Here is a 24,375-nt window from a genome sequence, read left to right on the forward strand (position 1 = left end):
TTTCAGTGCGGGCGGTGCGCGGACGAGGGCCAGGGCTCGCGGGCGGCGGCGGCGACGGCCCGGGCGGTGGTCAGCACGCACCGCTCGAACTCGGACTTGCCGTGTTCGGCGTTCGCCTCGGCGACGTCGCGGCCCCACACACCGGTCTCGCTGACCTGGTCCATCCGGTAGTCCCAGAACGAGTCGACGTCGACGTGCGAGGTGACCCGGTCCATCCGGACCAGGTCGGGGCGCAGGTGCAGCATGACCGAGGTCTCGAAGAAGTTGGCGTGCATCAGGCCGCGGCCGAACTGCACGCGCCCGTTGACCTCCGGCCCGGGGTACATGGTGACGTAACCGATCGCCCGGATGCGCGAGTCCTGGTGTCGTACCCGAAGCTTCTCGGCCGAGACGTCCAGCGCTCCGTTGTTCCAGATGTGGCCGTTGAGCAGGACGAACTGCCGCACGCCGGAGGCATGCAGCGAGTCGATCACGTCCTCCATCACGGCGATCAGCGTTTCCGGGCGCAGCGCGATGGTGCCGGCGAAGTCGCCGTGCGAGCCGGACACGCCGTAGGTGATCGGCGGGATCACCGGGATGCCGGTCAGCGCCGACACGTCCTCCGCCACGGCCTGGCAGATCACCGTGTCCACGTTGAGCGGCAGGTGCGGTCCGTGCTGTTCGACCGCACCCACCGGGATGATCACGGTGTCGGCGCCGGCGACCGTGTCGCGGGCCTCCGGCCAGGTCAGCTCGTCCCAGCGCACCGGCCGGCCGGTGCCTCCGAGATCCTCCATCACAACCTCCTCGAGTTTGCTCACCAGACCCGCCGGGATTTCCACGGCAGCAGTTCCGCCGCCGGCGAAAAGACCACCTCGTCGGTGTCGGGCGAAGTCAGCCAGACCGTCGCGGCCGGGCAGTAGTCACTGATCAGCTCCCGGCACACCCCGCAGGGCGCGATGATCCGGAACCGGTCGGCCGGTTTTACCTGCACGGAAACCACGCTGGTCACCTCGCTGAGGGGCACGCCCGCGGCGCGAGCGGCGCCGAGGGCGACCCCTTCGGCACAGATCGAGCTGCGGCGGCAGGAACCTTCGACGTGTACGCCGGTGTGCACCGACCCGTCCGCGGCCCGCAGCGCGGTGGCCACCTCGTGCCGCCCGGCCACCCACACCTCGGCCAAGAGCTCCTCGGCCCGCCGCAGCAGCTCGAGGTCGGCCGCCGGCATCGTCGCCGGGGTGTTCACCGGCCGGATGCTCATGCCGGCAGGCCCAGGAGCCGGGCCATGTTGCCGCCCTCGACCAGGGCGCGGTCGGCCTCGTCCGGGACGGCCTTGGCGATCTTCATACGTTCCAGGTCGAAGTCGGATCCCGGCCACTCGCTGCCGAGCAGGATCTGCGACGGGCCGAGCCGGGCGTACGCCCGTTTCACGTCGCTCATCAGCGTCGCCGAGGTCTCCAGATAGATGTGCGGGTTGCGTTCGGCCACGATGATCGCCTCGGGCACGTTCCAGACCGCACCCATGTGCGCGATGATCGTCGGCACCTCGGGGAAGCCCTTGGCGATCTCCTCGATCGCCAGCGGCGCGCAGAACGCGTCGTCCAGCGCGTTGATCAGCACCGGCAGGCCGAGCTCGGCGCACCGGGCGAAGACCGGGTCGAGCAGGCCGTGGTCGGCGACGTGATAGCCGTGCAGCGAAGGGTGCAGCTTCAGCCCGGACAGCCCGAGGTCGCGGATCCGGGTGATCTCGTCGAGGGCGTCGTCGGCCTGCGGCATCACCTGGCCGAAGCCGAACAGCCGGTCCGGGTGGGCCCGGACCAGGCCGGCGATGAAGTCGTTCTCGATGCGCTGGGCGAGCGAGCAGACCATCGCCAGGTCCACCCCGGCGGCGTCCATCCGGTCCAGGATCCGCTTCGGGTCGAACGGGGTGTGCGGCGGTGGCGCCTGCCCCGGCCGGGCCCCGGTGAGGTAGTCCGAGCGCCCCCGGACGTCCTGGGTGGTGTTGTACGCGTCGATGATCATGCGGGGCCTTCCCGGGGAATCAGTGGCAGATGGCATCGGACCTGCCGGCCCTCGGCCACGGTGCGCAGCGAGGGTGCCTCGGTGTGGCACCTCTCGACCGCGTACCGGCAGCGGGTGTGGAACGTGCAGCCGGCCGGCGGGTCGGCCGGGTCGGGCAGCTCGCCGGTGAGCTCGATCCGTTCGCGGGCGGGGGCCGCGGACAGTGTCGGCACGCTGGAGAGCAGTGCCTCGCCGTACGGATGGGCCGGGCCGGCGAAGAAGTCGTCGCGCGAGGCGATCTCGATGATCTGGCCCAGGTACATGACCGCGATCCGGTCCGCGATGTGCCGGACCACGCCCAGGTCGTGCGAGATGAACAGCATGGTCAGGCCGCGGTCACGGATCAGGTCGGCGAGCAGGTTGATCACCTGGGCCTGGATCGACACGTCGAGCGCGGAGACCGGCTCGTCGGCGACCACGAACTTGGGCGACGGGGCGAGCGCGCGGGCGATGCCGATGCGCTGCCGCTGGCCGCCGGAGAACTCGTGCGGACGGCGGGCGCCGGCCTCCCGGCCGAGCCCGACCTGGTCGAGCAGCTCGTCGACCACCTCGCGGGCGGCGGCTGCCGAAAACCCGCGGGCCCGCAGCAGCGGCTCGGCGACGATGTCGGCGATCTTCCGGCGCGGGTTGAGCGAGCCGAACGGGTCCTGGAACACCATCTGCAGGTCGGCCCGGGTGCTCCGGAACAACGTCCCGCGCATGGTGGTGATGTCCGCGCCGCGGTAGCGGATGGTGCCGCCGGTCGGCTCGGTGACCCGGACGGTGGCCCGCCCGAGCGTCGACTTGCCGCAGCCGGACTCGCCGACCAGGCCGAGCGTCTCGCCCTCGTAGATGGTCAGGTCGACGTCCCGGACGGCGCGCACCCGGCGCCCGGCCGAGCCGCCGAACTCGACCCGCAACCTCTCCAGCTCGATCAGCGGGGTCGGCTTCACGGCGTCACCTCCAGCGCTTCCCGCGAGCGGTCGAGGACGCACCGGTCGAGGTGCGCGGGTCCGCCGTACCGTTGTGTCAGTGGGGGGATCGCGTCGCCGCAGGTGGGGTGAGCGAACGCACAGCGTGGGGCGAAGGCGCAGCCGGGCGGGCGGGCCACACCGGTGAGCGGGCTGCCGGCAATCGCCGGAAGCCGCGCGACCGGCGGTCCGTCGACCCGGGGGACCGAGCTGAGCAGACCCATGGTGTACGGGTGTTGCGGGTGGAACAGCACCTCGTCCCGGGTGCCGCTCTCGACGATCCGGCCGGCGTACATGACGGCGACCCGGTCCGCTACCTCGGCGACCACGCCCAGATCGTGGGTGATCAGCACGATCGCCGTCCCGTGGTCGGCCTGCAACCGCTTGAGCAGGCGCAGTACCTGCGACTGGATGGTCACGTCGAGCGCGGTGGTGGGCTCGTCGGCGATCAGCACGGCCGGGTCGTTGGCCAGCCCGATCGCGATCATCACGCGCTGCCGCATGCCGCCGGAGAGCTGGTGCGGGTAGGCCCGCGCGGCCTGCGCCGGGTTCGCGATGCCGACCTCGCCGAGCAGCTCCACGGCCCGGTCCCGGGCCTGCCGTTTCGGCACCTTCCGATGCGTACGGATCATCTCGGCGACCTGGTCGCCGACCCGCTGGGTGGGGTTGAGCGCGGCGAGCGCGTCCTGGAAGACCACCGCGATGTCCTTGCCGCGCACCGAGCGCAGCTCGTTCTCGTCCGCGGCGACCAGGTCGCGGCCGCCGAAGACCACCTCGCCGCCGATGTGCGCGCGCGGCCCGCGGTTGAGCCCGACCAGGCTCATCGACAGCGCGGACTTGCCGGACCCGGACTCGCCGACCAGGGCCAGGATCTCGCCGCTGCGCAGGCTGAGGTCGACGCCGGCGACCGCGGGCAGCCGCCCGGCCGGCACGTCGAACTCGACGGTCAGGCCGCGGATCTCCAGCAGAACTTCGCTGCTCATAGCGCCGCCAAGGCCTGTTCGATCACGGTGAGCACGTCGGCCGGGCGAACCCGTGGGGTGAAGTGGCTGCCCGGGACCTCGCTGGTGATCGCGCCGGCCCGGGCCGCCATGTCCCGCTGGATCACGGTGGGCAGCGTCTTGTCCTCGGCGGCGACCAGGTACCAGGACGGTGTGGTGCGCCAGGCGGGCACGCCGGTCGGCTCGCTGAAGATCCGGTTGTCGCTCGGCCGGGACTCGGCGTCCCAGATGGCCCGCTGGCCGACCGGCACGTCCCAGCCGATCTCGGCCCAGTACTCGTCGGTGTGCTCGGAGGCCCATTCGCCGTTCGGGCCGCGGCGCATGTACTTGGACACCTCGGCCGGCGGGTAGGCCTCGACGATGCCGTTGACCGTCTCGCCCTCGTCGGGGGCGAACGCCGCGACGTAGACCAGCCCCTTGACCAGCTCGGACCGGCCCACGTTGGTGATCACCGCGCCGCCGTACGAGTGGCCGACGAGCAGCACCGGCTCGTTCCGGGACGAGACCACGCCGAGGGTGTGTGCCACGTCGTCGGTCAGCGAGGTCATCGGGTTGGTGATCAGGGTGTGTTCCCGGCCGCCGAGCAGCGGGACCAGCTCCGACCAGGTGGTGGGGGTGCCGCCGGCGCCGTGGACGAGGACGATGTGCATCTCAGGCCTTCCTCAAACGCGGGTCGAGCGCCAGGTAGAGCAGATCCACGGCGACGTTGACCAGGGTGAACAGCAGTGCGATGGCGAGCGCGGCGCCCTGCACGATCGGGTAGTCGCGCTGCAGGATCCCGTTGACCAGCAGGTTGCCGACCCCGGGATAGGAGAAGACGGTCTCGGTGATCACCGAGCCGCCGAGCAGGGAGCCGAACTGCAGACCGAGCACGGTGACGATGGGCAGCGACGAGTTGCGCAGCACGTGCCGGCGCAGGATCGCGCCGGGGGACAGGCCCTTCATCCGGGCGGTGCGCACGAAGTCGTCGCCGAGCACCTCGAGCACCGAGGCCCGCACGATCCGGGTGATGAAACCGGCCATCGACAGCGCCAGGGTGGTGGCCGGCAGGATCAGGTGTTGCAGCCAGGGCCAGATCAGCTCGGGCCGGTCCTGCAGGATCGCGTCGATCAGCACGAAGTTGGTCAGCGGGTGATAGTCGAGCGCGTTCGGCAGCCGCCCGATCACCGGCAGCCAGCGCAACCACACCCCGAAGACCACGATGCCGAGTACGCCGAGCGCGAACCACGGCAGCGAGAAGCTGACCGTGCCGATCGTGCGGGTGGCGGTGTCGATCCAGGTGCCCCGGCGCAGCGCGGCCAGGATGCCGGTGAGCATGCCGATCAGCACCGCGATCAGCATCGCCGCCACGGTCAGCTCGATGGTGGCCGGCAGCGTGTCGCCGAGCAGGCCGGCGATGTCGTTGCCGCCGTAGAAGGAGCTGCCCAGGTCGAGGTGGACGATGTCGCTCAGGAAGCTCCAATATTGCGAGAGCAGCGACTTGTCCAGGCCGAGGGCGGCGTTGATCTTCTCGGTGTTGGCGGTGATGTCGGCGGCGGTGGCCGTCCCGGAGGCGCCGCCGGCGGCCAGACCGGTGGCCGGCGAGCCGGGGAGCAGCCGGATGGCGGCGAAGACCATGGTGCTCAGCACCAGGAGCACCACCGGCACGGCGGCCAGGCGCTTCAGGACCAGCCTCATCGGTCCCCCCGGGGGTCGAGGGCGTCGCGCAGGTCGTCGCCGATGAAGTTGCAGGCCACCACGAAGATCAGGGTGGCCGCCGCGGGCAGCACCACCAGTCGCGGAGCGCTGTAGAGGAACTCCTGGCCGGCCTGCACCATGTATCCCCAGTCCGGGGTCGGAGGCTGGATGCCCAGCCCGAGATAGGAGAGCCCGGCGGCGAACCCGGCGGCGACCGACAGCGTCATCACCACCTGCGCGAGCATCGGCCCGGCCATGTTCGGCAGCACCTCCTGCACCAGGATGCGGGGCGCGCGGGTGCCGCCGAGCCGGGCGGCGAGCACGTAGTCGCGGCCGGCCTCGCGGGCGGCCAGCGCGCGGGCGAGCCGGCCGAGGCCGGGCGCGAGGGCAGTGCCGATCCCGACGACGAGGCTGCCGACGCCGGGGTTCCAGGCCGAGACGATCAGGATGATCAGGAGCATCGACGGGAACGCCAGCGCCAGGTCCATCAGGCGCATGAGCACCCACTCGACCTTGCCGCCCGCGTACCCGGCGATCATCCCGATGCCGATCCCGAGCAGCGCGGCGAGCCCGGTGGACAGGAACGAGACCAGCAGCAGCGGCCGCGCGCCGTGCACCATCCGGGCCAGCTCGTCGCGGCCGAGGTCGTCGGTGCCGAGCAGGTGCCCGGCGGCGCCGAACGGCAGCAGCGCGTCGGCGGTGTTGCGGGTCGGATCCGCGGAGACCAGCAGCGGTCCGATGACCGCGACGACCACGAAGAGCGCGACGACCAGCCACGAGCCGGCGGCGAGTGGGCCGCGCCCGAGCCTCCGCGCCGCGAACGCGGTGCGGAGGCCGGACGTGGTGGTCGAATCAGACACTCGCGGTTTCCATGAAGCAGCGGTGGTTGCCCAGGGCCTTCCAGTTCATGTTCTTCACCTTCGCGCCGCTGACCACCGGGTTGGAGGCGCAGACCAGCATCGAGAGGGTCATGTACTTGTCGGCCCAGTCGCGGGCGATCTCGCTGTACCGGGTCTTGCGGGCGGTGGCGTCGGCGATGTTCTTGGCCTCGAACAGCATGTCGGCGTACGCCGCGGAGCCGTCCAGGGTGGTGAAGCCGGAGATGAAGTCGCCGTAGACGCCGGACGGTTTGGCCAGGGAGCCGATCATGTCGTCGGCGTCAGGGTAGTAGCCGTTGCGCTCCCAGATCATCAGGTCGTGGAATTTGTCGTCCGGGGTGAGCAGCCGGTTGAAGTAGGTGGCCGGGTCCACCGAGTCGGTCTCCACCTTGAGCCCGATGTCGGTGAGGTTCTGCGCGATGAGCTGCGCGGCCTTCGGGTGCCAGCTGTCGCTCGCGGCCATCAGCCGGACCGTGCGCCCGGTCGCGCCGGCCGCCGTGATCAGCCGCTTGGCCTCGGCGATATCGGTCTTGGAGAGGTCGGCCAGGGTGGCGTCGTAGGCGTCCTGGTTCGGCGGGATGGTGTAGCCGTCGGGCAGCACCGCGGCACCGAAGAACGCCTGGGTGATCAGTGCCTGCCGGTCGATCGCCAGGTTGATCGCCTTGCGGACGTTCAGCTCGGGGATGCGCCGGACGTCCATCATCAGGAAGGCGTCGAAGCTCTTCGGGGTGTCGTAGACGGTCACCGACTTGTCGCCCTTGAGCTGCGCCAGCGACGAGTACGGGGTGAACTGGGTCGCCGAGATGTCGCCGGACAGCAGCGAGCTGACGATCGTCGACGGGTCGGTGACCTGCTGGAGCACCAGGCGGTCGATCGGCGGCTTGCCCTTGTAGAAGCCGTCGAACGCCTCCAGGGTCACGTTCTGGCCGGAGGTGGCCGAGGCGAACTTGAACGGGCCGGTGCCGACCAGGTTCTTGCCGATGTCGGCGCCGTACTTGGTCAGCGCGGCCTTGGAGATGATCCGGCCGCCGATGTCGGAAAGCCGGCCGAGCAGCGTGCGGTCCGGCTTCTTGAGCACCATGACCACCGTGCTCGCGTCCGGCGCGGTGAACGAGGTCATGTTGTCGCCGATCGCCTTCAGCGTCTGCGAGGCGCCCTTGGGCAGGGTCTTGTCGTTCGCGTCGAACTGCCGGTTGAGGCTGGCCAGCACGTCGGCCGAGGTGAAGGTGGTGCCGTCGTGGAAGGTGACGCCCTGGCGCAGCTTGAAGGTGTAGGTGAGCTGGTCGTCGGAGATGGTCCAGCTCTCGGCCAGGTCGGCGGCGGGCTCGTTGGTCTCGAAGGAGATGAAGGTGAGGCCGCGGCAGATGCAGTCGACGACCATCCAGTCGCCGAGGGTGGTGTAGAAGGCCGGGTCGTTGATCGCGCTGGTGCCGTCGATGGCGAGGGTCAGGGTGCCGCCGCTGCGGGTGGTTCCGCCGGAGGCGTCGTCCTTCTCGGCGGCGACGCCGCAGGCGGCGAGCAGGCCGGTGAGGCCGGCTCCCATGCCGAGGATCGAGGCGCCGCGCAGCAGTGTGCGGCGGGAGACTGCCTGGTTGCCGATGTCCATGGGGAGCACTCCAGGGGGTGTATTAAAGTCTGCCTATTTGGGATTTCATTCGACTTGGATTGGATCCAATCCTGTCGGATGTTCGTCGCGGGCACGTGTCCCGAATGTGAACGGCTGTTTTCGGCGGGCTATGAACGGGCCGGGTCGGGGATGTCCAGGGCCGGATTGCGGTCGAAGAAGCCGTCCGGCTCGAGCACCAGGTGGATCGCCTCCACCGGCATGACCGGCCACTGTTCCGGCCGGGGCAGGTGGTGCACGCCCAGCACCGGCCAGACCACCAGCGGCACGCCGTCGATCGACCGCTCCTGGCGCTGCCAGACGTGCACGCCGTCCTCGCCCGGGTCGGCGTGGTTCGGGTACTGGCCGCCGATGAACTGCTCGTCCTCGGCGTACGGGGTGGCCCAGACGTGCTGGTGGATGAAGGGCGCGCGGCGCGACATCACCGATTCAGGCCGGCCGAAGCTGCGCGTGGTGTTCGGGATGACCAGCCGGTACGCGGTCGGGTCGCCGTACCGGTTGGTCCGCTCGGCGCTCTCGATCCGCCAGTGCCGGGCGATGCTCGGGTCGTTGCGCATGCCGGTCTCCACGGCGAGTGGCTCGCGCACGTAGCGGACCGCGTTGCCGTAAGGATTCAGCTCCGGGTCGGGCTCCGCCTCGGCGTGCTCCTCGACCAGCCGGTTGAGCGTGCCGTCGATCGCGGTGTCCAGCCGGACGCCGAAGTAGTGCTGGTGGATCGGGGTCTGGACGAGTTCCGCGACCTTCCGCCCGTACGGCGCGTCCGCCCCCACCTCGATGCCGGAGGCGGACAGGATGCCGGTCAGCTTCACCTCCAGCTCGATCCGGCCGTCCTGGTAGAGCGTCCAGTAGAAGCCGTAGTCGTAGTTCGCCACGGTCTGGAAGTTGGAGATGATCAGCCGCCGGGAGCGGCGCACCTCGCTCACCCCGCGGCGCAGGTCGTTGTGCTTCCAGAGGATGCTGGCGTCCTCCTCGTGCATGCAGATCGCGTTGCCGATGGTGACCGGCTCGCCGAAGCCGCCCAGGTGCACGCCGTCGAAGTAGTGGATGGTGCCGAGGCAGTCGCAGCCCAGGGCCAGCGAGTTGGTCAGTGGGCCGGCACCGTACTCGCCCCAGTCGAAGAAGTTTTTTCGGTACTGGGTGGAGTTGGAGTCCAGGTACGGCACGTACATCTCGTTGCAGGCCGCGCGCTTGAGCACGGAGCGGCCGAGGAACTCCAGGTCGTAGAGGACCAGCCCCTCGCGGTGGGTGAAGCCGACCCGGAACGTCCAGCCCTGCCAGTCGACCTGCCAGCCGTCGACGGTGAAGCTCGGGCCCTCCGGCTGCACCACCTCGAGCGGCTTGAGCCCGGCCCGGTCCGGCCCGAAACCACCGGTGGCCAGCGGTCCGGCCTCGTCGGAGACCGGAATGACCCCGTGGTCCTCGACCTCGAGCACCTCCATGGTGTGCATGTCGATGATCGGCACGACGCCCTGGACCGGCCGGGCGTATCCGTTGTCGTCCTCGGTGGTGCGGTGCCAGACGGTGCCCCAGGTGACCCGCCGGTCGCGGTACTTCTCCTCGAAGCCGCCCATCGACTCGGCGTCGATCATGACCAGCGAGACGTCGTGGATGCCGCGGCGGGCCAGCGCCTCCCGGAACAGTGGGCTGTCACGGCAGGCCTGGGCGGCGGCGCGGGCCTCGTCGGAGGTGATGCCGGGCCGGCGCGGATCGACCGGCCGCCAGCCGGTGCACTCGGCCGTGTCGCCGGTGATCAGCACGTCGATCTCCCAGGCGGCGCCGCCACCGGCGGACATGGCAACCAACCCGAGGCGTACGCCGTCCGCGGCTCGCCGGGCGTGCGCCTCATCGAGGGTGGCGCCCCAGAAGCGGGGGCGCTCGCCGAGCCGGCCGTCGGCCCGCGCGGCGGCGACGGCGAGGGTGATCTCACCGGCGGTCGGCGGGTCGAGTGGATGCGAGCGGGCAGCCGGGGCGGGGGAGGTGTGGCACGCGCTCATCGACGGCTCCTGTTCATCAGCGGACTCGGGACGATGTTACGGCGAATCGGGATACCTTCACAGTCCTGGTGGATCCAATTTCCATCAGTCTGGCTCCCATATGTGACCGAAGGCTTGCTATCGTTTCTCCCCATCCCCACTCCTGGATCGAACGAGGGCACTATGGACATCACCTGGCCCGGGTCGGGCAGCGCACTCGTCGACGAGACGGCCGCCGCCATCCGCGCGCGGATCATGTCGGGGGAGATCCCGATCGGGGCCCAGCTGCGGCAGGCCGAGCTGGCCAAGACCCTGGGCGTCAGCCGCACCCCGGTCCGCGAGGCGCTGCGCCAGCTGCAGACCGGCGGCCTGATCGAGGTGGTGCCCAACCGCGGCGCGGTGGTCCGGGTGCCGGCGCCGTGGGAGGTCCGGGAGGCGTACGAGGTGCGCGCCGAACTCGAAGGCCTGTCCTGCGTGCGGGCGGTCCGCCGGATCACCCGCGACGGGTTCGAGGAGTTGCGGGCCACCAACGAGCTGCTGCGGCCGGGCGACGGCCCGCCGAACGCGGCGTCGCACGCGGCCAACGACCGTTTCCACACGCTGATCCACGAGATATCCGGGAACGACCGCCTGGCCCGGGTGATCAAGGAGATCAACGAGGCGTTCCCGCGCAACGTCTCGGCGTTGGTGCTGCAGGAGCAACCCCGGCACCGGGACGACAACTTCGCCGAGCACGAGCGGATCCTCGCCGCGCTGGAGGCCCAGGACACCGAGCTGGCCCGCCGCGAGATGCAGGCGCACGTGATCAGCGCGGGCGAGCAGTTGGCCCGCTGGTACGAGCGCCGCTCCGCAACGGTCTTCCGCGGCTGACTCATCCGAGCGTGCCCAGCTCTTCGGGGGACAGGAAATCCAGATCGGGCCGCTGTTTGCCGAGGGCGAGGTCGGCCAGGCCGGCGCCGATCGCCGGCCCGAACTTGAACCCGTGCCCGGAACAGGCCGCCGCCACCAGCACCTGCGGCGTCCCGGCCAGCGCTCCGACCGCGAACCGGTTGCGCGGCGCCATCGTGTACCGGCACGCCACCGAGTCGACCACGTCGCCGTTCGCGGCGGGCAGGAACCGGCGAGCGAGACCCAGCAGGGTGGCGGCCTCGGCCGCGGTGACCGGCGTCTGCGGCCGGTCCGGGTCGTCGGCCGGCCCATGGTCCAGCCCGATCTTCAGGGCACTGCCGTCGACGGCCGGCAGCCCGTAGAGCAGGCCTGCCCCGGGAACCTCGACCGAGAACGGGCCGAGCGCGGGCGCCGACACCGCGGCCGGATCGGTGGCGCCGATGTGGATGTTGACGATCCGGACCACCCGGAGCAGTCCGGCCAGCTCCGGCACCAGCGCGCCGGTCCACGGGCCGGCCGCGATCACCAGGCGGTCGGCGCGCAGGAGGCCGTCGGCGGTGCGGACCGTGACGCCCTCGCCGTCCGCGTTCCAGCCCTCGACCCGGCAGCCGGTCCGCCGGTCCACCCCGTGCGCCAGGCTCAGCTCGCGCAGCGACCGCATCGCCGCGGCGGCGTCGAGCACCCCGGCGGCCGGGTCGTAGATCGCGCCGAACTCGTCGCCGAGCCGCAGGCCCGGGAAGATCTCGGCCGCGCGGACCGCGTCGACCGGGACGCAGCCGGGGCCGCGCAGTCCCGGCGTCGCCTCGCCGACCGGCCGGGCATACAGGCCGCCGGTGGTGGTCAGCAACCGGACGCCGGCCGCCGCCGACAGCTCGGCCCAGGCCAGGTAGGCGCGGTCGACGAGATCGTCCCAGACCGGGTTCGGGTAGGCCCGGCGGATCATCCGGATGTGCCCGTGCGACGAGCCCTCGGTGTGCCCATCGGGGAAGCGATCGAGCTGGATCACCCGCGCCCCGCGCCGGGCCAGGTGCCAGGCCGTGGACGAGCCGTGCACGCCGGCGCCGATCACGATCACGTCGGTCCGGCTGCTCGGCCGGACCATCCTGGGGGCCGGGCGGCCGAGCGCGGTCACCAGCGCGTCCACGTCGGATTCGTCGTTGTAGACGTGCACCGAGGCGCGGACCACCGCGTCGAGGCCGCGCCGTTCCAGGTCCCAGCGGCCGTGCTGGGCCGGGACCGCGACCAGGTGCACCCCGGCAGCGCGCAGGCGGCGTACCGTCTCGGCCGGCTTCTCGTCGTCGCGGACGAAGGTGACGATCGCCCCGCCGCCGGCCGGCGGATCGGTCAGCCGCACCCCCGGCATCTCGCCCAGCGCGGCCCGCAGCCGGTCGGCGAGCCCGGAGGCGTACCGCCCGATGGTGTCGACGCCCAGCGCGAGGGTCTCCTGCAGGGCTGCGCCCAGGCCGAGCCGCAGGGCGTGGGCGTTCTCCCAGGTCTCGAAGCGGCGGGCGCCGGGGGCCAGTTCGACCCGGTCGCCGCTCTGCCAGAGCGCGCCGCGCACGTCCGGGTGCGGCGGGTGCAGCCGTTCGCGCATGCGCGGCGAGACGTAGAGCAGGCCGGTGCCGCGCGGACCGCGAAGGAACTTGCGGCCGGTGCCGACGACCAGGTCGATGCCGGTGGCCGCGACGTCCAGCGGCAGGTGGCCCAGGGACTGGGTGGCGTCGAGCAGCAGCGGCACCCCGGCCGCCGTGGTCAGCGCGGCGATCTCGGCCACCGGCTCGATCAGCGCCGAGGAGGTCGGCACGTGCGCAACCGTGACCAGCGCGGCCGGCCGGCGCAGCGCATCCGCCAGGGCGGACAGGTCGACGGTGCCGTCCGCGGCGCAGGGCAGCACCTCCACCTCGATGCCCCGGGAACGGCGCAGTTCGAACAGATGCAGGGCCGAGCTGACGTAGCTGGACGCGGCGGCGAGGATCCGGTCGCCGGGCCGCAACGGCATCGCGTCCAGCGCCCGGTGCCAGGCCACGGTGGCGCTCTCGGTCAGCGCGATGTCCTCGGGTTCCGCGCCGATCAGCCGGGCGGCCAGGGCGTACACCTGCTCGGAGCGCTCCCGGGCCGCCTCGGCCGCCTCGTAGCCGCCGATCCGCGCTTCGAGGCGCAGGTGTTCGATCACCGTGCCGAGCACGGTCTCACTGGCCAGCGCGGCGCCGGCCGCGTTGAGGTGCCGGGCATACCGGGTGCCGGGGGTGGCGGCCCGCAGTTCTTTTACCGTGTCATCGTGGATGGCAAAGTTACGAAATTGGATCCCATCTGGGTAAGGGTTGCCCCTCATAGTGCGATCACCACGCCCTTGGACTCGCAGAACGAGTGCAGCGCCTCGTCGCCGAGGTCGCGGCCGAGCCCGGAGTCGCCGACGCCGCCGAACGCGAGCGCCGGGTCGAAGATGTTGTAGGTGTTCACCCACACCGTTCCGGCCCGCAGCGCGGCGGCCATCCGGTGCGCGCGGGACAGGTCGCGGGTCCAGACGCCGGCGGCCAAGCCGTACCCGGTGTCGTTGGCGATCGCGATCGCCTCCGCCTCGTCGGTGAAGGCGATCACCCCGGCCACCGGCCCGAAGATCTCCTCCTGGGCGATCACCATGTCGTTGGTGACCCCGGTGAACAGCGCCGGCTCGACGAAATAACCCGGCCGGTCCGGCACGGTGCCACCGGTCCGCAATTCGGCGCCTTCGGCGACACCCTTCTTGATGTACGACAGGACGATCTGCCGCTGCTCCTCGGAGACCAGTGGCCCGACCGAGACGCCGCCATCCAGCCCGTTGCCGACCGGCACCTTCCGGGTCGCCGCGGTCAGCCGCTCGGTCATCTCGTCCAGGATCGACCGCTGCACCAGGATCCGGCTGCCGGCCGTGCACATCTGCCCGGAGTGCCCGAACGACGCCCGCATCGCGGTCGCGGTCGCCGCGTCCAGGTCGGCGTCCGCGAAGACGATGTTCGGGCTCTTGCCGCCCAGCTCCAGGGTGACCCGCTTGGTGGTGGCCGCCGCGGACGCCATCACCCGGCGGCCCACCTCGGTCGAGCCGGTGAACGACACCTTGGCCACACCGGGGTGCGCGACCAGCGCCGCACCGACCCGCCCGTCGCCGGTGAGCACGTTGAGCACCCCGTCCGGCAGTCCCGCTTCGGCGCACAGCGCGGCGAGCCGCAGCATGGTCAGCGGCGTCTGCTCGGCCGGCTTGACCACCACCGTGCACCCGGCCGCGAGGGCCGGGGCGAGCTTGTGCGCGGCCGTCATGATCGGGAAGTTCCACGGCAGGATCAGCGCCACCACCCCGACCGGCTCGAGGACGGTGTAGACGTGGTGCGCGCCGCCGTCGATCGGGACGACCGTGCCGGTGAGCCGGCCCGGGGCGCCGGCGAAGTGCCGGAAGTCCTTGGCCGAGAACGCGGTGTCGGCCCGGGACCGCTCGATCGGCTTGCCGTTGTCCCGGGTCTCCAGGATCGCCAGCTCCTCGAGGTTCTCCTCGATCAGGTCGGCGATCCGGCTCAGCACCCGGGTGCGCTCGATCGGCGGCAACCCGGACCAGCGGCGCTCGGCGTGGGCCCGGCCCGCAGCCTCGACTGCGGCGTGCACGTCCGTGTCGGTCGCCTGGGCGACCTCGGTGATCGTTTCGCCACTGGCCGGGTCGAGCACGGGGATCGTCTCGCGATCACCCGGCTCGAGCCATTCGCCGTCAATGAACATCGTGTCCTCTTTCAGAACAGGTCGAAGTATTCGCGCTGCTCCCAATCGGAGACGTGCGCCAGGTAGCGGGCGAACTCGTCACGTTTGATCCGGCTGTACCAGTCGACGACGTCGCGGCCGAACGCGTCGGCGAATGCCGGATCCTGCGCCAAAGCGGTGACCGCCTCGCCCAGGGATCGGGGCAGGAGGGTCGCCTCGGCCGCGTACGGGTTCTCGGTCGGCGGCCCCGGATCGGTCCCGCGTGCGAGTCCGTCCAGGCCGCTCACGATCTGCGAGGCGATATAGAGGTACGGGTTGGCCGCCGGCTCGCCGGACCGGTTCTCCAGCCGCGCGCCGGTGTCCGAGCCGCCGCCGACCACCCGGACCATCGCGCCCTTGTTGTCGGCGCCCCACAGCACCCGGTCCGGCGCGAGCGAGAACGGCAGATACCGCTTGTACCCGTTGACCGTCGGAGTGGTGAACGCGGCCGCCGCCGGTGCGTGCGCGAGCAGCCCGCCCAGCCAGTGCCGGGCGGTGCTGGACATCAGCTCCTCGTCCGGCCCCGGGTCGAACGCCGCCTGCCCGTTGGAGCGTGACCGCAACGACTGATGCAGGTGCCAGCCGGTGGAGGCGGTCGCCGTCCCGGCCGGGCGGGACATGAACGTGGCGTGGTAGCCGGCCCGGTGGCACAACTGCCGGATCGCCGACCGGGTGAGCATCACGTGATCGCCCGCCGCCGCGGCGCCGGTCGCCTGCAGGGTGATCTCCAGCTGACTCGGCCCGAACTCCAGCTCGATCGAGCGCAGCGGCAGGTCGAGCCGCTGCAGGCCACGCTGGAGCAACTGGACCAGGTCGTCGACCCGGTCCAGGCCCTCCTCGTGCAGCAGCTGCGCGCCGCTGCTGACCGGGCTCACCCGCGGCGGCCGGCCGGGCGCGCCGGGGGCACCGACCCGGTCCGCGGCCATCGCGGCCTCCTCGGCCCGGAAGACGTGGAACTCCAGCTCGACGCCGACGGTCAGGTCGTAGCCGGCGTCGGCGAGCCGGCCGAGCTGCCCGCGCAACAGGCTCCGGGTGCAGTACGGCACCGCCGACCCGTCCGGGAACCGCAGGTCGCACAGCACCCAGCCGGTCTTGCCGGCCCACGGCAGCACCCGGAACGTGGTCGGGTCGGGGACCAGCACCACGTCACCGGCGCCGGCGAACCCGTGGGCCGCGTCCGCGGTGAAGACCGGCAGCACCGACCGTCCGGAGGAGTCCTTGAGCAGCAGCGAGCTGGGCGCGGTCACCCCGGAGCGGAACGCGGCCGGGACGGCGGCGCGGGTCAGGGTCTTGCCGTGCAGCACGCCGTGCTGGTCGGCGAAGGAGAACCGGACCAGCTCCAGGCCGAGCTCGTCGATGACCCGGCGGGCCTGGGCCGCGGCGGCGTACTGGCGCTGGGACCACAGGCCGTGCCGGTCGATGAAACCGCCGCGCTCGGCGGCGAGCATCGGCCGGGCGTCCCAGCCCTCGCCGCCCTCGGCCACCGGGCGCTCGTCCACGCTACGCATCCACGTCGGCCCGAACCGGGGCCCACGGGGACGCGGCGCGGCGCTCGGCCTCGCGGCGGCGCCAGGTCGCCTCCCAGTCGGCGGTCGGCGCGATGGTGTCCACCGCGAGCGGGCCGGTCAGCCCCGCGCCGCGAGCCGGCAGCGGGCCACCGGTCGCGTGGGCGTCGATCGCGCGCAGCAGCTTGCGCCGGTTGGCGGTCACCGCCCGGTCCGAGACGCCCAGCCGTTCGGTGGTGCGGTCCTGGATGCGGCCCATGCTCTCGACCGCCCACTGGTCGTGGACGTTGATGTCCAGACCCATCCCGGTGTACGTCAGATCGCGCTGCTCGGCCGGGTCGTACCCCCAGTTGTTGGCCCGGTTCCGCAGCGGCCGGTAATCGGGCAGGCTGACCTCGGACCGGCGCTGCGCCAGCAGCGTCTCCTTGTCGGCCGGCTCGGCGAAGTCGTAAAGGATCATGTACCAGTAGTGGTTCTCGTCGTCGACCGGGACGTGCCACTGGATGAAGACCTTGTCGTTGCCGAACGGCACCACGAACGCGTTGGGGAACACCAGGTTGGTGATCCGCACATGGCGGATCTGCTCGGTGAGCTGCCGCAGCGCGTACACCCGGAGGCCGTACTCGGTGTCCTCGACCTCGATGTCCGGCCGGTACGCGTCACCGACCAGCTTGGACAGCTTCTGGCCGGTGCCCTCGACGATCTCGCTGAACTGCTGGCCGTACACCTCGCGGGGATCTTCGTCGATGAACCGGTGCAGGAACGACACGTGGCTCGGGTCGATGCCACCCTCCAGGCCCTGCAGCCAGTTGCACTCCCACAGGCCCTTGAAGGCGAAGGTGTATTCGTCGGGGGCCTCGAGCGCGTCGTAGCCGGGCAGCGGGGGTGGGTCGCCCTCGCCGAGGTAGGCGAACACGATGCCGTTGCGTTCCACGCAGGGGTAGCTGGGGATCCGCACCTTCTCGGCGAAGCGGCTGTGCGCCGGCTCGGCCGGTTGCTCGGTGCAGCGGCCGTCCGCCCCGTAGAGCCAGCCGTGGTAGAGGCAGCGCAGCCCGCCGTCCTCGTGCCGGGCGAAGGCCAGGTCGACCCCGCGGTGCGCGCAGAACCGCCCGACCAGGGCCCAGCCACCGTCCGCCCGGCGGAACAGCACCAGGTCCTCGCCGAGCAGGCGGACCGGCTTGACCTGCCGGACCGGGGCCAGTTCGGAGACGAGCGCGGCGGGCTGCCAGTAGGCGCGCATCAGCCGGCCGAGCGGGGTGCCGGGCCCGCTGCGGGTGACCCGTTCGTTCTCCTCGCGCTTGAGCACGCGACCCTCCCTCTCGATGGCATCCGATCTATCTAAGATTGGATCCAATACTGGCACGGGTTGGATCACGGGGAAAGAGCTGTCGTGTTTCCGGCCGGTGTCGGGACCCGCGCGTATCAAGAAGGTCGACCGGGCGAGTGCTCGTGGCCGGGTCGTTACGGGGCGCAGAACACCTCGGACAGGCCGGTGATGTCGAGGACCTGTTGGACGAGTCCGTGGCCGTTGATGACGGTGAATCTCCGGCCGGCGGAGGTGGCGGACTCGTAGCCGTCAACCAGGCCGGCCACGCCGTGTGAGTCGAGGAAGCGGGTGTCCGCCAAGTCCACGACCACCTGGGACACGTCGGGCGTGCGCGCCGCGGTTCGGAGGGCGTCGGACAGAGCGTCGCCGACACTCATGTCGACATCGCCCGACAGTTTCACCCGCAGGACACCGTTCGGTGTTTCCAGCGCGGAGATGGTGAAGTGCGGCGTAGTCACAGTTGGCATGTCTAGCACGGTGGTATGACAACGGCCCGGTTCACACGGACTCCGTGACTGGACCGGTGCCGTCCTTCGGTACCGGGAAAGATGCCCAGACGCTCTTGCCGTCTACGGTGGGGTGCCAGCACAGCTGCTCCGCCAGCGTGTCGACGATGCGCAGGCCGCGGCCGCCGCCTCGGTGGTGTTGCCGGCTTGCTCGGTGCGGGGCGCGGTCCGGATCGCGATCGTTCACCTGCAGGACATAGCAGTCCTGATCGCGTAGCAGCTTGACGGTGACGGGTGGCAGCCCGTGCCGTAGCGCGTTGCCGGCCAGCTCGGTGGCGACCAGGGCTATCTGCTGGGCGAGTTGGTCCTGGCCGGGATGCGTCGCCGCGAAGTGGTGCTGGATAGCGGTCCGTATCGTCCGGAGGTCGTCGCTCCCGGCCACGTTCCAGCCGAGCAGCTGCCACGTGTGCGCGGGGGGCGCCAGCAGCCGCAGAGGGTTCATGGGCACGTTTTTGCCCTCGTCGGCTGATCGGAAACCTGCGTGCCGGCCAGCCGAGTCGTCGCTTCGGTCAGGGCTGCCGGCTGAGGTAGGCCGAGGCGGAATGGGCGAGTCGCCAGGCGGTCAGGTCGCCGGCCGGCATCGGTCGCGCGAAGTAGTAGCCCTGGGCGTTGTCACAGCCGAGCACCGACAGCGCGGCCACCTGGGCTTCGGTCTCGACGCCCTCGGCGGTGACCGTGAGCCCGAGGTTGTGGCCGAGGTCGACCGCGGCCCGCACGAGGGTGGCGTCGTTGTGGTCGGTGTCCATGGTGCCGACGAAGGTACGGTCGATCTTGAGTTCGCTGACCGGCAGCTGTTTGAGGTAGGCCATCGATGAGTAGCCGGTGCCGAAGTCGTCGATGGAGAGCTGTATTCCGAGCGCCTTCAGCTGGTGCAGCGTGGCGAGGGCCATCTCCGGATCGGCCATGACGGCTGTCTCGGTGACCTCGAGGTGGAGCAGGTCGGCGGGGAGGTCGAGCTGTCGAAGCTGGTCGGCGACCTGATTGATCAGGCCGGGGTCGAGCAGGCATCGGGGGGACAGGTTCACCGCGACCGGCAGGGGAGTGCCGGCGATCTTCCATTCGTGGGCCTGTCGGACGGCCATTTGCAGAGCCCGCAGGGTGAACGGATTGATCAGACCGGTGTTCTCGGCGACCGGGATGAAGTCGGCCGGTGAGACCATCCCGCGGTCCGGGTGTTTCCAGCGGATCAGTGCCTCGACCCCGCGGACGTGGCCGGTCGCCAGATCGATCTTTGGTTGGTAGTGAAGGCTGAGTTGATCCTCGGCGTCCATGGCGCGGCGCAGATCACCGAGCAGCAGCAGATGAGCCGCGCCGTCGGTGTTCATCGCCTCTTGGTAAAGCATCGCGCCGGTCTTGACTTTCTTCGCGGCGTACATCGCAGTCTCGGCGTTGCGCAACAGGGCGTCCGCGGTGGTCCCGTGCTGAGGCGAGAGAGCGATACCGACGCTGGCCTCGACGTCGACGGCTACCTCTTCGATCACGAAACTGCGGTTCATATCAATGATCAGCCGGTTGGCCAAGGCAACTCCCTCGCTCTCGGAGGTGCCGGGCAGCAGCACGGCGAACTCGTCGCCGCTGAGATGAGCAACCAGGTCGACGCTCCGGACGATGGCCCGGGCCCGCTCGGCGAGCTGTCGCAGTAACTTGTCACCGCTGGCGTGCCCGAGGGTGTCATTCACCTCCCGGAACCGGTCGAGGTCAAGGATGATCACCGCGGTGCTGGTGTTTTCCGGCGCTTGGTGCATTGCCTCCTGCAGGCGTTCGACGAGAAGCGTCCGGTTCGGCAGGCCGGTCAGTGAATCGTGGGTGGCCCGATGCCGGCTTTCCGCTGCCTGCCGCAGGAGGGTTCGCTGATAGCCACTCGCCACGATGAGGAAACCGGCGACCAGGGCGAGCCCGACAGCGAATCCGGCGACCGTCGTCACGAAAACGCCGTTCTCGATCTGCTGCAGTCGGTTCAGCGCGTCGTCGGCTGCCTTCGTGTGCCGGGCGCTGGCTGTCGTGATCACGTCGCTGATTCGGCTGAACGCAGGATCGGTCTGGGTGTCGTCGATGAGGCGGACCGCCGCTTGATCGCCGGCATCGACGGCGTCGAACATTCGCGTCACCGAGGCCAGGTACGCGGCGTGGTCGGCCAACAGTTGGGTGGCGAGGCGATCGTCAGTGGTGGTGCCGAGAACAGCGACTGCGGCGAGTGCATCCTCGAGCTCGTTGCCGGCCTGTGCGTGCTCGTTGCGGGTAGCCGGTTCCGGCTCCAAGCGATAGAGACGCTCCAGTGATTCCTCGGCGGCTACTGCGCTTTCGGCGGAGTGGTAGGCCTCGGACAGTGCGATGGAATCGTCTGACGTTGCCGCTGCACTTCGTGTTACCGCGGCGCCCACCACGCTCAACGCGGTTAGGGCGAGCAGCACTGCGGCCAGCGCGGTCACCGCAACGCGTCGGCCCCGCTGAGAACGCTCCATCCCTTACTCCTCGGCTCGCCGGCGCCTGGTGGGACCGATGCCCGTGGAGATCTGCCGCCTCTGGAACGGACATTACGATGCGCCGGTTGCGCAGCGCCAAAATTTCTATTTCTGGTCCGCGGGCATCGGTCGCGTCAGTCTCGCTGCAGTGCGGATCGCCGTGCCTCTACCGGGACTCGAAAGTGCTGCCACGAGAGGAGTGCCCGCGGTGCCGCACATGGTGTCCGGCTTTGGGCCGCTCGACGGAATGACTATTACCGCGACTTTACTTTGTTGGAAATTTAGTCTATAGCGATATTTGAGGAGTCGCGATGAAGTCCGGGTCGTGCTCAAGAATGCAGCGCATATCGAGTATGCGGCCGACTCTTGCTCGGCAAAAGGGTGGTGGGTCTTTCGCTGTTGCGGCAATTCATGGGCGGTCGGCGTCGTGTGATAACAATTCTTCGATAGCGGGTGGTCGCGCGAAATCTCGACGATGGTGATGGGCCCGCAGGGCTGCGAGGAATGGAAATTCGGCAATCTCGTGGTGAAGATCAGAATGATGCCGAATCCAGGCGATCGCATTCTGGTCATAGCGGTGAGCGGTGAGATCGACATAGCGAATGCCGCATTTTTGAGCCGCTGGTTCTTCCGAGTTGTCGGTGTGACCCATGTCGCTCAGGTCGATATTGACGTTTCGGATGTCGATTTCTGTGACCTGGAGGGTGTTCGTGCTCTCTTTTCCGTGTATGTTTTGGCGGGCGCTCGCGGCATCGAATGCCAAATCGTCAATCCGCGCCCACATATCGCATGGCTGCTCGACGTCGCAGATGCGGGAGCACTCATCGATCGGCGCCCTGGCGGCTGACCGGCGGTTGTGGAACAACCTGCAGTAGCAGCAGGTCAGCTATGCCGGCGATCATCGGTAGGGGCCTACGGCACCTGGCGGGGTTTCGTGCTCCTCTGCCCAGGTACGTGACACCAGCGGGATCATGGACCTAACCGCAACGAGGGAACTTCAATGAGCCAGGACGAACACACGGGACCGGCCGCGCAGCATGCGGACGAGCCTCATTCGGGAGCCCTGCCCGGCCGGCTCAACCGCTTGCGAGCGGGGGTGCTGGGCGCCAATGACGGCATCGTGTCGACAGCGGGTCTGGTGGTTGGCGTGGCTGGGGCAAGTGCAGGCTCCGGCGCGATCTTCGCCGCGGGCGTTGCCGGGTTGGTTTCCGGTGCGGTGTCGATGGCGTTGGGGGAGTATGTCTCGGTCAGCAGTCAGCGGGACACCGAGCGTGCGTTGCTGGCCAAGGAGCGTATCGAACTCGCTGAGTTGCCCGATGAGGAGCTCGATGAGCTGACGGCGCTCTATCGGGCCAAGGGCCTCTCCGCACCGACCGCGCGGCTGGTGGCTGAGGAGCTGACCGCGGCGGACGCCTTCGCAGCACACGCGGACATCGAACTGCACATCGATCCGCACGCGTTGGCGAATCCGTGGCATGCGGCGGTGGCGTCAGCGGTTGCTTTCACGCTCGGGTCACTCCTTCCGCTGGTTGCGATTCTGTTGCCGCCGCCGGGCGTACGCGTGGGGGTGACGTTTGTTGTTGTTCTTCTGGCGCTTGCGTTGACCGGTGCGGTGAGCGCGCGGCTGGGATCGGCCGGCGTCGGGCGGGCGATGGTCCGGCTCGTCGGTGGCGGCGCGCTGGCCATGGCGGTCACCTTCGGGATCGGCCAGGCGGTCGGCGTCGCCACGGGCTGATCGCGGTGCCGGCGATCATCTCGGCGGGCTCTTCAACGATGCTTCAGAGCATCGACGATGTGGGACAGCAACTCGGCTCGCGTGAACGGCTTGGTGATCAGAATGGTGTCCGGGTCGAGGGTGCCTTCGCCGTTGATGAACGGCTGGGCGTAGCCGGACATGTATGCCACGCGTACGCTCGGCCGACTCGCAGTTATGCGTTCGGCAAGCTCTCGTCCGTGCAGAAACGGCATGATCACGTCGGTGAGCAGCAGGTCGATGTGATCGTTGAAGTCTTCGGCTACCTTGATCGCCTCCGGGCCGTTTCCGGCCGTCAGCACCTGGTAGCCGTTCCGAGTGAGGATTCGTTGCGTCACGTCGCGCAGCGCTTCCTCGTCCTCCACCAGAAGGATGGTTGCCGGGCCATGTTGCTGCACGGAGGGCGATGCCGGCTTGTCGAGCACGGCCGGGGTTTCGTTGGTGGCTGGGAACAGCATCACGAAGGCGGTGCCCGCGCCGGGTGCGGAGTTGATGGTGACGAAACCGCTGGCCTGGGTGACGATGCCGTAGACGGTGGCCAGGCCAAGCCCGGTCCCCTCACCCGCTGCTTTGGTGGTGAAGAAGGGCTCGAAGACGCGATCGAGGACATCAGCCGGAATGCCCGTCCCGGTGTCGGCAACGCGAACGCGAACGTACCGGCCCGGCGGTGGAGCCGGACGTGACAGTGGATCAGCAGCCGTGGTCACTTCGTGGTCGGTCGTGTGTATGGACAGGGTTCCCCCGTCCGGCATGGCGTCACGCGCGTTCACCGCCAAGTTCATCAGAACCTGCTCGACCTGTCCCGGGTCGGCCAGCACGGGACGCATTCCTTCATCGAGCTCGACGTGAAGCTGGATGTGCTCGCCGAGGGCACGTCGCAGGAGCTGCTCGACTTCCCGGATGACGCCGTTGAGATCCAGAACACGGGGCCGGATGACTTCTCGGCGACCGAATGCCAGGAGCTGGTGGGTCAGCTCGGTCGCACGGTTGCCGGCCCGTAACACCTGTTGCAGGTCGGCGGCGGCCTGGGCCCACGGCCCGCGCGTGTCGGCTCCGGCCGCGTCCTGCACCTGCTCGGCTACGAAACTGGTGTAGTTCAGCATCACCGCGAGCAGGTTGTTGAAGTCATGGGCTACTCCACCCGCCAGTTGGCCCAGGCTCTCCAGTCTTCGGGACTGGTGCAACTGAGCCTCCAGCCTTTCCCGTTCGGCGACGGCAGCGAGCCGTTGAGCCTCGGCTTCGAGGCGAAGGCGTTGAGCTTGTGCCTCCACCCGTTCGGTCACATCCCGGATGGCGGCCGAAACGATCAACCCGTCTTCGGTTTCCAGCGCCGAGAGACTGACCTCGGCCGGAAACTCCGAGCCGTCCTTGCGCCGGGCACGCAACGGGCTGCCCGCTCCCATCGGGCGCGGTTGCAGATCGGCGAAGTATCGGTTTCGCAGTTGTGGATGCCCGGCACGGACATCCTCCGGAACGAGCATCTCGATCTGTTGACCCATCAACTCGTCACGTCGGTAGCCGAACAACCGCTCGGTCTGAGCATTTACCAGGGTGATGCAGCCGTCCGCGGAGACCCCGACGATCGCATCAGGCGCCGCCTCCAGCAGCCCGCGGAACTTCGCCTCCACTCGTACCCGCTCGCTGACGTCGCGTACCGCGGCGATGACGAGTGTTCTCGGGCCGGCGTCGACGGTGGAGAGCGAGATCTCGGCCGGGAATTCGCTCCCGTCCTTGCGGCGTCCCGCCAGGGGTTCGCCGGCGCCCATCGGCCGAGGCCGGGGATCGGCCAGATAGTCCCGGCGATGCATCGGATGCATCGGGCGCGAACTCTCGGGAATCAGAGTCTCGATGTGCTGGCCGAGCAGCTCGGCCTGGGTGTATCCGAACAGTACGACCGTTTGGGCGTTGACCAGGGCGATTCGGCCATCGGTTCCCACTCCGATGATGGAGTCGGGCGCTGCCTCCAACAGGCCGATCAGTACCGCATCGGAAAGTTCACTCATCGAAACTCCAGTCACTTCCCTGACCC

21 protein-coding genes are annotated in these 24,375 nt (G+C 69.8%); 3 read left to right on the plus strand and 18 right to left on the minus strand.

Annotated features, from left to right (window positions below; genetic code table 11):
* Nucleotides 1-2 precede the first annotated feature (2 nt).
* The 10 genes from Adu01nite_RS44100 to Adu01nite_RS44145 all read right to left on the minus strand — a co-directional run bounded on the left by Adu01nite_RS44100 (nucleotide 3) and on the right by Adu01nite_RS44145 (nucleotide 10,164).
* Nucleotides 3-776 carry a creatininase family protein gene (locus tag Adu01nite_RS44100; protein WP_203735366.1) on the minus strand — a complete coding sequence of 258 codons (774 nt, stop codon included), beginning with the start codon at nucleotides 774-776 and terminating at the stop codon, nucleotides 3-5.
* A 20-nt stretch (nucleotides 777-796) separates the two neighbouring features.
* Entirely contained in the window at nucleotides 797-1,240 is a 444-nt protein-coding gene (locus Adu01nite_RS44105; RefSeq protein ID WP_203735367.1) for a cytidine/deoxycytidylate deaminase family protein, read from the minus strand.
* Nucleotides 1,237-2,001, minus strand: coding sequence for an amidohydrolase family protein (locus Adu01nite_RS44110; protein ID WP_203735368.1), 765 nt, complete (start codon nucleotides 1,999-2,001; stop codon nucleotides 1,237-1,239). Before Adu01nite_RS44110 ends, Adu01nite_RS44105 begins: the two co-directional genes overlap by 4 nt.
* On the minus strand, nucleotides 1,998-2,972 hold the full coding sequence (locus Adu01nite_RS44115; protein WP_239133177.1) for an ABC transporter ATP-binding protein: 975 nt from the start codon (nucleotides 2,970-2,972) through the stop codon (nucleotides 1,998-2,000). Before Adu01nite_RS44115 ends, Adu01nite_RS44110 begins: the two co-directional genes overlap by 4 nt.
* On the minus strand, nucleotides 2,969-3,973 hold the full coding sequence (locus tag Adu01nite_RS44120; RefSeq protein WP_203735369.1) for an ABC transporter ATP-binding protein: 1,005 nt from the start codon (nucleotides 3,971-3,973) through the stop codon (nucleotides 2,969-2,971). Before Adu01nite_RS44120 ends, Adu01nite_RS44115 begins: the two co-directional genes overlap by 4 nt.
* Nucleotides 3,970-4,641 carry an alpha/beta fold hydrolase gene (locus tag Adu01nite_RS44125; RefSeq protein WP_203735370.1) on the minus strand — a complete coding sequence of 224 codons (672 nt, stop codon included), beginning with the start codon at nucleotides 4,639-4,641 and terminating at the stop codon, nucleotides 3,970-3,972. Before Adu01nite_RS44125 ends, Adu01nite_RS44120 begins: the two co-directional genes overlap by 4 nt.
* Before the next feature lies 1 nt (nucleotide 4,642).
* Nucleotides 4,643-5,668 carry an ABC transporter permease gene (locus Adu01nite_RS44130; protein ID WP_203735371.1) on the minus strand — a complete coding sequence of 342 codons (1,026 nt, stop codon included), beginning with the start codon at nucleotides 5,666-5,668 and terminating at the stop codon, nucleotides 4,643-4,645.
* Nucleotides 5,665-6,528 carry an ABC transporter permease gene (locus Adu01nite_RS44135; protein ID WP_203735372.1) on the minus strand — a complete coding sequence of 288 codons (864 nt, stop codon included), beginning with the start codon at nucleotides 6,526-6,528 and terminating at the stop codon, nucleotides 5,665-5,667. The genes Adu01nite_RS44130 and Adu01nite_RS44135 overlap by 4 nt, the downstream gene beginning before the upstream one ends.
* Nucleotides 6,521-8,152: an ABC transporter substrate-binding protein gene (locus Adu01nite_RS44140; protein WP_203735373.1), complete on the minus strand. Its 1,632-nt coding sequence runs from the start codon at nucleotides 8,150-8,152 to the stop codon at nucleotides 6,521-6,523. The genes Adu01nite_RS44135 and Adu01nite_RS44140 overlap by 8 nt, the downstream gene beginning before the upstream one ends.
* Nucleotides 8,153-8,280: 128 nt before the next feature.
* Nucleotides 8,281-10,164: a primary-amine oxidase gene (locus Adu01nite_RS44145; RefSeq protein WP_203735374.1), complete on the minus strand. Its 1,884-nt coding sequence runs from the start codon at nucleotides 10,162-10,164 to the stop codon at nucleotides 8,281-8,283.
* A gap of 162 nt (nucleotides 10,165-10,326) precedes the next feature.
* On the opposite strand from Adu01nite_RS44145, the gene Adu01nite_RS44150 reads away from it, so the two are divergent.
* Entirely contained in the window at nucleotides 10,327-11,013 is a 687-nt protein-coding gene (locus Adu01nite_RS44150; protein ID WP_203735375.1) for a GntR family transcriptional regulator, read from the plus strand.
* A gap of 1 nt (nucleotide 11,014) precedes the next feature.
* On the opposite strand, the gene Adu01nite_RS44155 is transcribed toward Adu01nite_RS44150, so the two are convergent.
* The 7 genes from Adu01nite_RS44155 to Adu01nite_RS44185 all read right to left on the minus strand — a co-directional run bounded on the left by Adu01nite_RS44155 (nucleotide 11,015) and on the right by Adu01nite_RS44185 (nucleotide 20,593).
* Nucleotides 11,015-13,363, minus strand: coding sequence for an FAD-dependent oxidoreductase (locus Adu01nite_RS44155; RefSeq protein ID WP_203735376.1), 2,349 nt, complete (start codon nucleotides 13,361-13,363; stop codon nucleotides 11,015-11,017).
* Complete coding sequence (locus Adu01nite_RS44160) at nucleotides 13,360-14,775, minus strand: aldehyde dehydrogenase family protein (RefSeq protein WP_203735377.1); 1,416 nt, start codon at nucleotides 14,773-14,775, stop codon at nucleotides 13,360-13,362. Before Adu01nite_RS44160 ends, Adu01nite_RS44155 begins: the two co-directional genes overlap by 4 nt.
* An 11-nt stretch (nucleotides 14,776-14,786) precedes the next feature.
* On the minus strand, nucleotides 14,787-16,292 hold the full coding sequence (locus Adu01nite_RS44165; RefSeq protein ID WP_203735378.1) for a glutamine synthetase family protein: 1,506 nt from the start codon (nucleotides 16,290-16,292) through the stop codon (nucleotides 14,787-14,789).
* 1 nt (nucleotide 16,293) lies between these two features.
* A complete protein-coding gene (locus Adu01nite_RS44170) occupies nucleotides 16,294-17,604 on the minus strand; it encodes a Rieske 2Fe-2S domain-containing protein (RefSeq protein WP_203735379.1) in 1,311 nt (436 codons plus the stop codon).
* A gap of 155 nt (nucleotides 17,605-17,759) precedes the next feature.
* A complete protein-coding gene (locus Adu01nite_RS44175; RefSeq protein ID WP_203735380.1) occupies nucleotides 17,760-18,092 on the minus strand; it encodes an STAS domain-containing protein in 333 nt (110 codons plus the stop codon).
* 31 nt (nucleotides 18,093-18,123) lie between these two features.
* Complete coding sequence (locus Adu01nite_RS44180) at nucleotides 18,124-18,573, minus strand: ATP-binding protein (RefSeq protein ID WP_203735381.1); 450 nt, start codon at nucleotides 18,571-18,573, stop codon at nucleotides 18,124-18,126.
* 67 nt (nucleotides 18,574-18,640) lie between these two features.
* Complete coding sequence (locus Adu01nite_RS44185) at nucleotides 18,641-20,593, minus strand: putative bifunctional diguanylate cyclase/phosphodiesterase (protein ID WP_203735382.1); 1,953 nt, start codon at nucleotides 20,591-20,593, stop codon at nucleotides 18,641-18,643.
* Between the two features lie 475 nt (nucleotides 20,594-21,068).
* Between Adu01nite_RS44185 and Adu01nite_RS44190 the strand changes: the two genes are divergently transcribed.
* Nucleotides 21,069-21,440 carry an STAS domain-containing protein gene (locus Adu01nite_RS44190; protein ID WP_203735383.1) on the plus strand — a complete coding sequence of 124 codons (372 nt, stop codon included), beginning with the start codon at nucleotides 21,069-21,071 and terminating at the stop codon, nucleotides 21,438-21,440.
* A 153-nt stretch (nucleotides 21,441-21,593) separates the two neighbouring features.
* Nucleotides 21,594-22,328: a VIT1/CCC1 transporter family protein gene (locus Adu01nite_RS44195; protein WP_203735384.1), complete on the plus strand. Its 735-nt coding sequence runs from the start codon at nucleotides 21,594-21,596 to the stop codon at nucleotides 22,326-22,328.
* Between the two features lie 32 nt (nucleotides 22,329-22,360).
* Here Adu01nite_RS44195 and Adu01nite_RS44200 read toward each other — a convergent pair whose 3' ends face one another.
* On the minus strand, nucleotides 22,361-24,349 hold the full coding sequence (locus Adu01nite_RS44200) for a hybrid sensor histidine kinase/response regulator (RefSeq protein WP_203735385.1): 1,989 nt from the start codon (nucleotides 24,347-24,349) through the stop codon (nucleotides 22,361-22,363).
* Nucleotides 24,350-24,375: the final 26 nt, after the last annotated feature.

The sequence above is a fragment of the Paractinoplanes durhamensis genome (assembly GCF_016862175.1).
GTDB lineage: Bacteria > Actinomycetota > Actinomycetes > Mycobacteriales > Micromonosporaceae > Actinoplanes > Actinoplanes durhamensis.

What these genes read in the sequence shown, in the direction of transcription:
- Adu01nite_RS44200 (WP_203735385.1), bottom strand. Translation starts at nt 24,349, where the DNA reads ATGAGTGAACTTTCCGATGCGGTACTGATCGGCCTGTTGGAGGCAGCG.
- Adu01nite_RS44155 (WP_203735376.1), bottom strand. Translation starts at nt 13,363, where the DNA reads ATGAGGGGCAACCCTTACCCAGATGGGATCCAATTTCGTAACTTTGCC.
- Adu01nite_RS44150 (WP_203735375.1), top strand. Translation starts at nt 10,327, where the DNA reads ATGGACATCACCTGGCCCGGGTCGGGCAGCGCACTCGTCGACGAGACG.
- Adu01nite_RS44175 (WP_203735380.1), bottom strand. Translation starts at nt 18,092, where the DNA reads ATGCCAACTGTGACTACGCCGCACTTCACCATCTCCGCGCTGGAAACA.
- Adu01nite_RS44110 (WP_203735368.1), bottom strand. Translation starts at nt 2,001, where the DNA reads ATGATCATCGACGCGTACAACACCACCCAGGACGTCCGGGGGCGCTCG.
- Adu01nite_RS44180 (WP_203735381.1), bottom strand. Translation starts at nt 18,573, where the DNA reads ATGAACCCTCTGCGGCTGCTGGCGCCCCCCGCGCACACGTGGCAGCTG.
- Adu01nite_RS44125 (WP_203735370.1), bottom strand. Translation starts at nt 4,641, where the DNA reads ATGCACATCGTCCTCGTCCACGGCGCCGGCGGCACCCCCACCACCTGG.
- Adu01nite_RS44195 (WP_203735384.1), top strand. Translation starts at nt 21,594, where the DNA reads ATGAGCCAGGACGAACACACGGGACCGGCCGCGCAGCATGCGGACGAG.
- Adu01nite_RS44190 (WP_203735383.1), top strand. Translation starts at nt 21,069, where the DNA reads ATGGTGATGGGCCCGCAGGGCTGCGAGGAATGGAAATTCGGCAATCTC.
- Adu01nite_RS44145 (WP_203735374.1), bottom strand. Translation starts at nt 10,164, where the DNA reads ATGAGCGCGTGCCACACCTCCCCCGCCCCGGCTGCCCGCTCGCATCCA.
- Adu01nite_RS44160 (WP_203735377.1), bottom strand. Translation starts at nt 14,775, where the DNA reads ATGTTCATTGACGGCGAATGGCTCGAGCCGGGTGATCGCGAGACGATC.
- Adu01nite_RS44130 (WP_203735371.1), bottom strand. Translation starts at nt 5,668, where the DNA reads ATGAGGCTGGTCCTGAAGCGCCTGGCCGCCGTGCCGGTGGTGCTCCTG.
- Adu01nite_RS44140 (WP_203735373.1), bottom strand. Translation starts at nt 8,152, where the DNA reads ATGGACATCGGCAACCAGGCAGTCTCCCGCCGCACACTGCTGCGCGGC.
- Adu01nite_RS44185 (WP_203735382.1), bottom strand. Translation starts at nt 20,593, where the DNA reads ATGGAGCGTTCTCAGCGGGGCCGACGCGTTGCGGTGACCGCGCTGGCC.
- Adu01nite_RS44120 (WP_203735369.1), bottom strand. Translation starts at nt 3,973, where the DNA reads ATGAGCAGCGAAGTTCTGCTGGAGATCCGCGGCCTGACCGTCGAGTTC.
- Adu01nite_RS44100 (WP_203735366.1), bottom strand. Translation starts at nt 776, where the DNA reads ATGGAGGATCTCGGAGGCACCGGCCGGCCGGTGCGCTGGGACGAGCTG.
- Adu01nite_RS44105 (WP_203735367.1), bottom strand. Translation starts at nt 1,240, where the DNA reads ATGAGCATCCGGCCGGTGAACACCCCGGCGACGATGCCGGCGGCCGAC.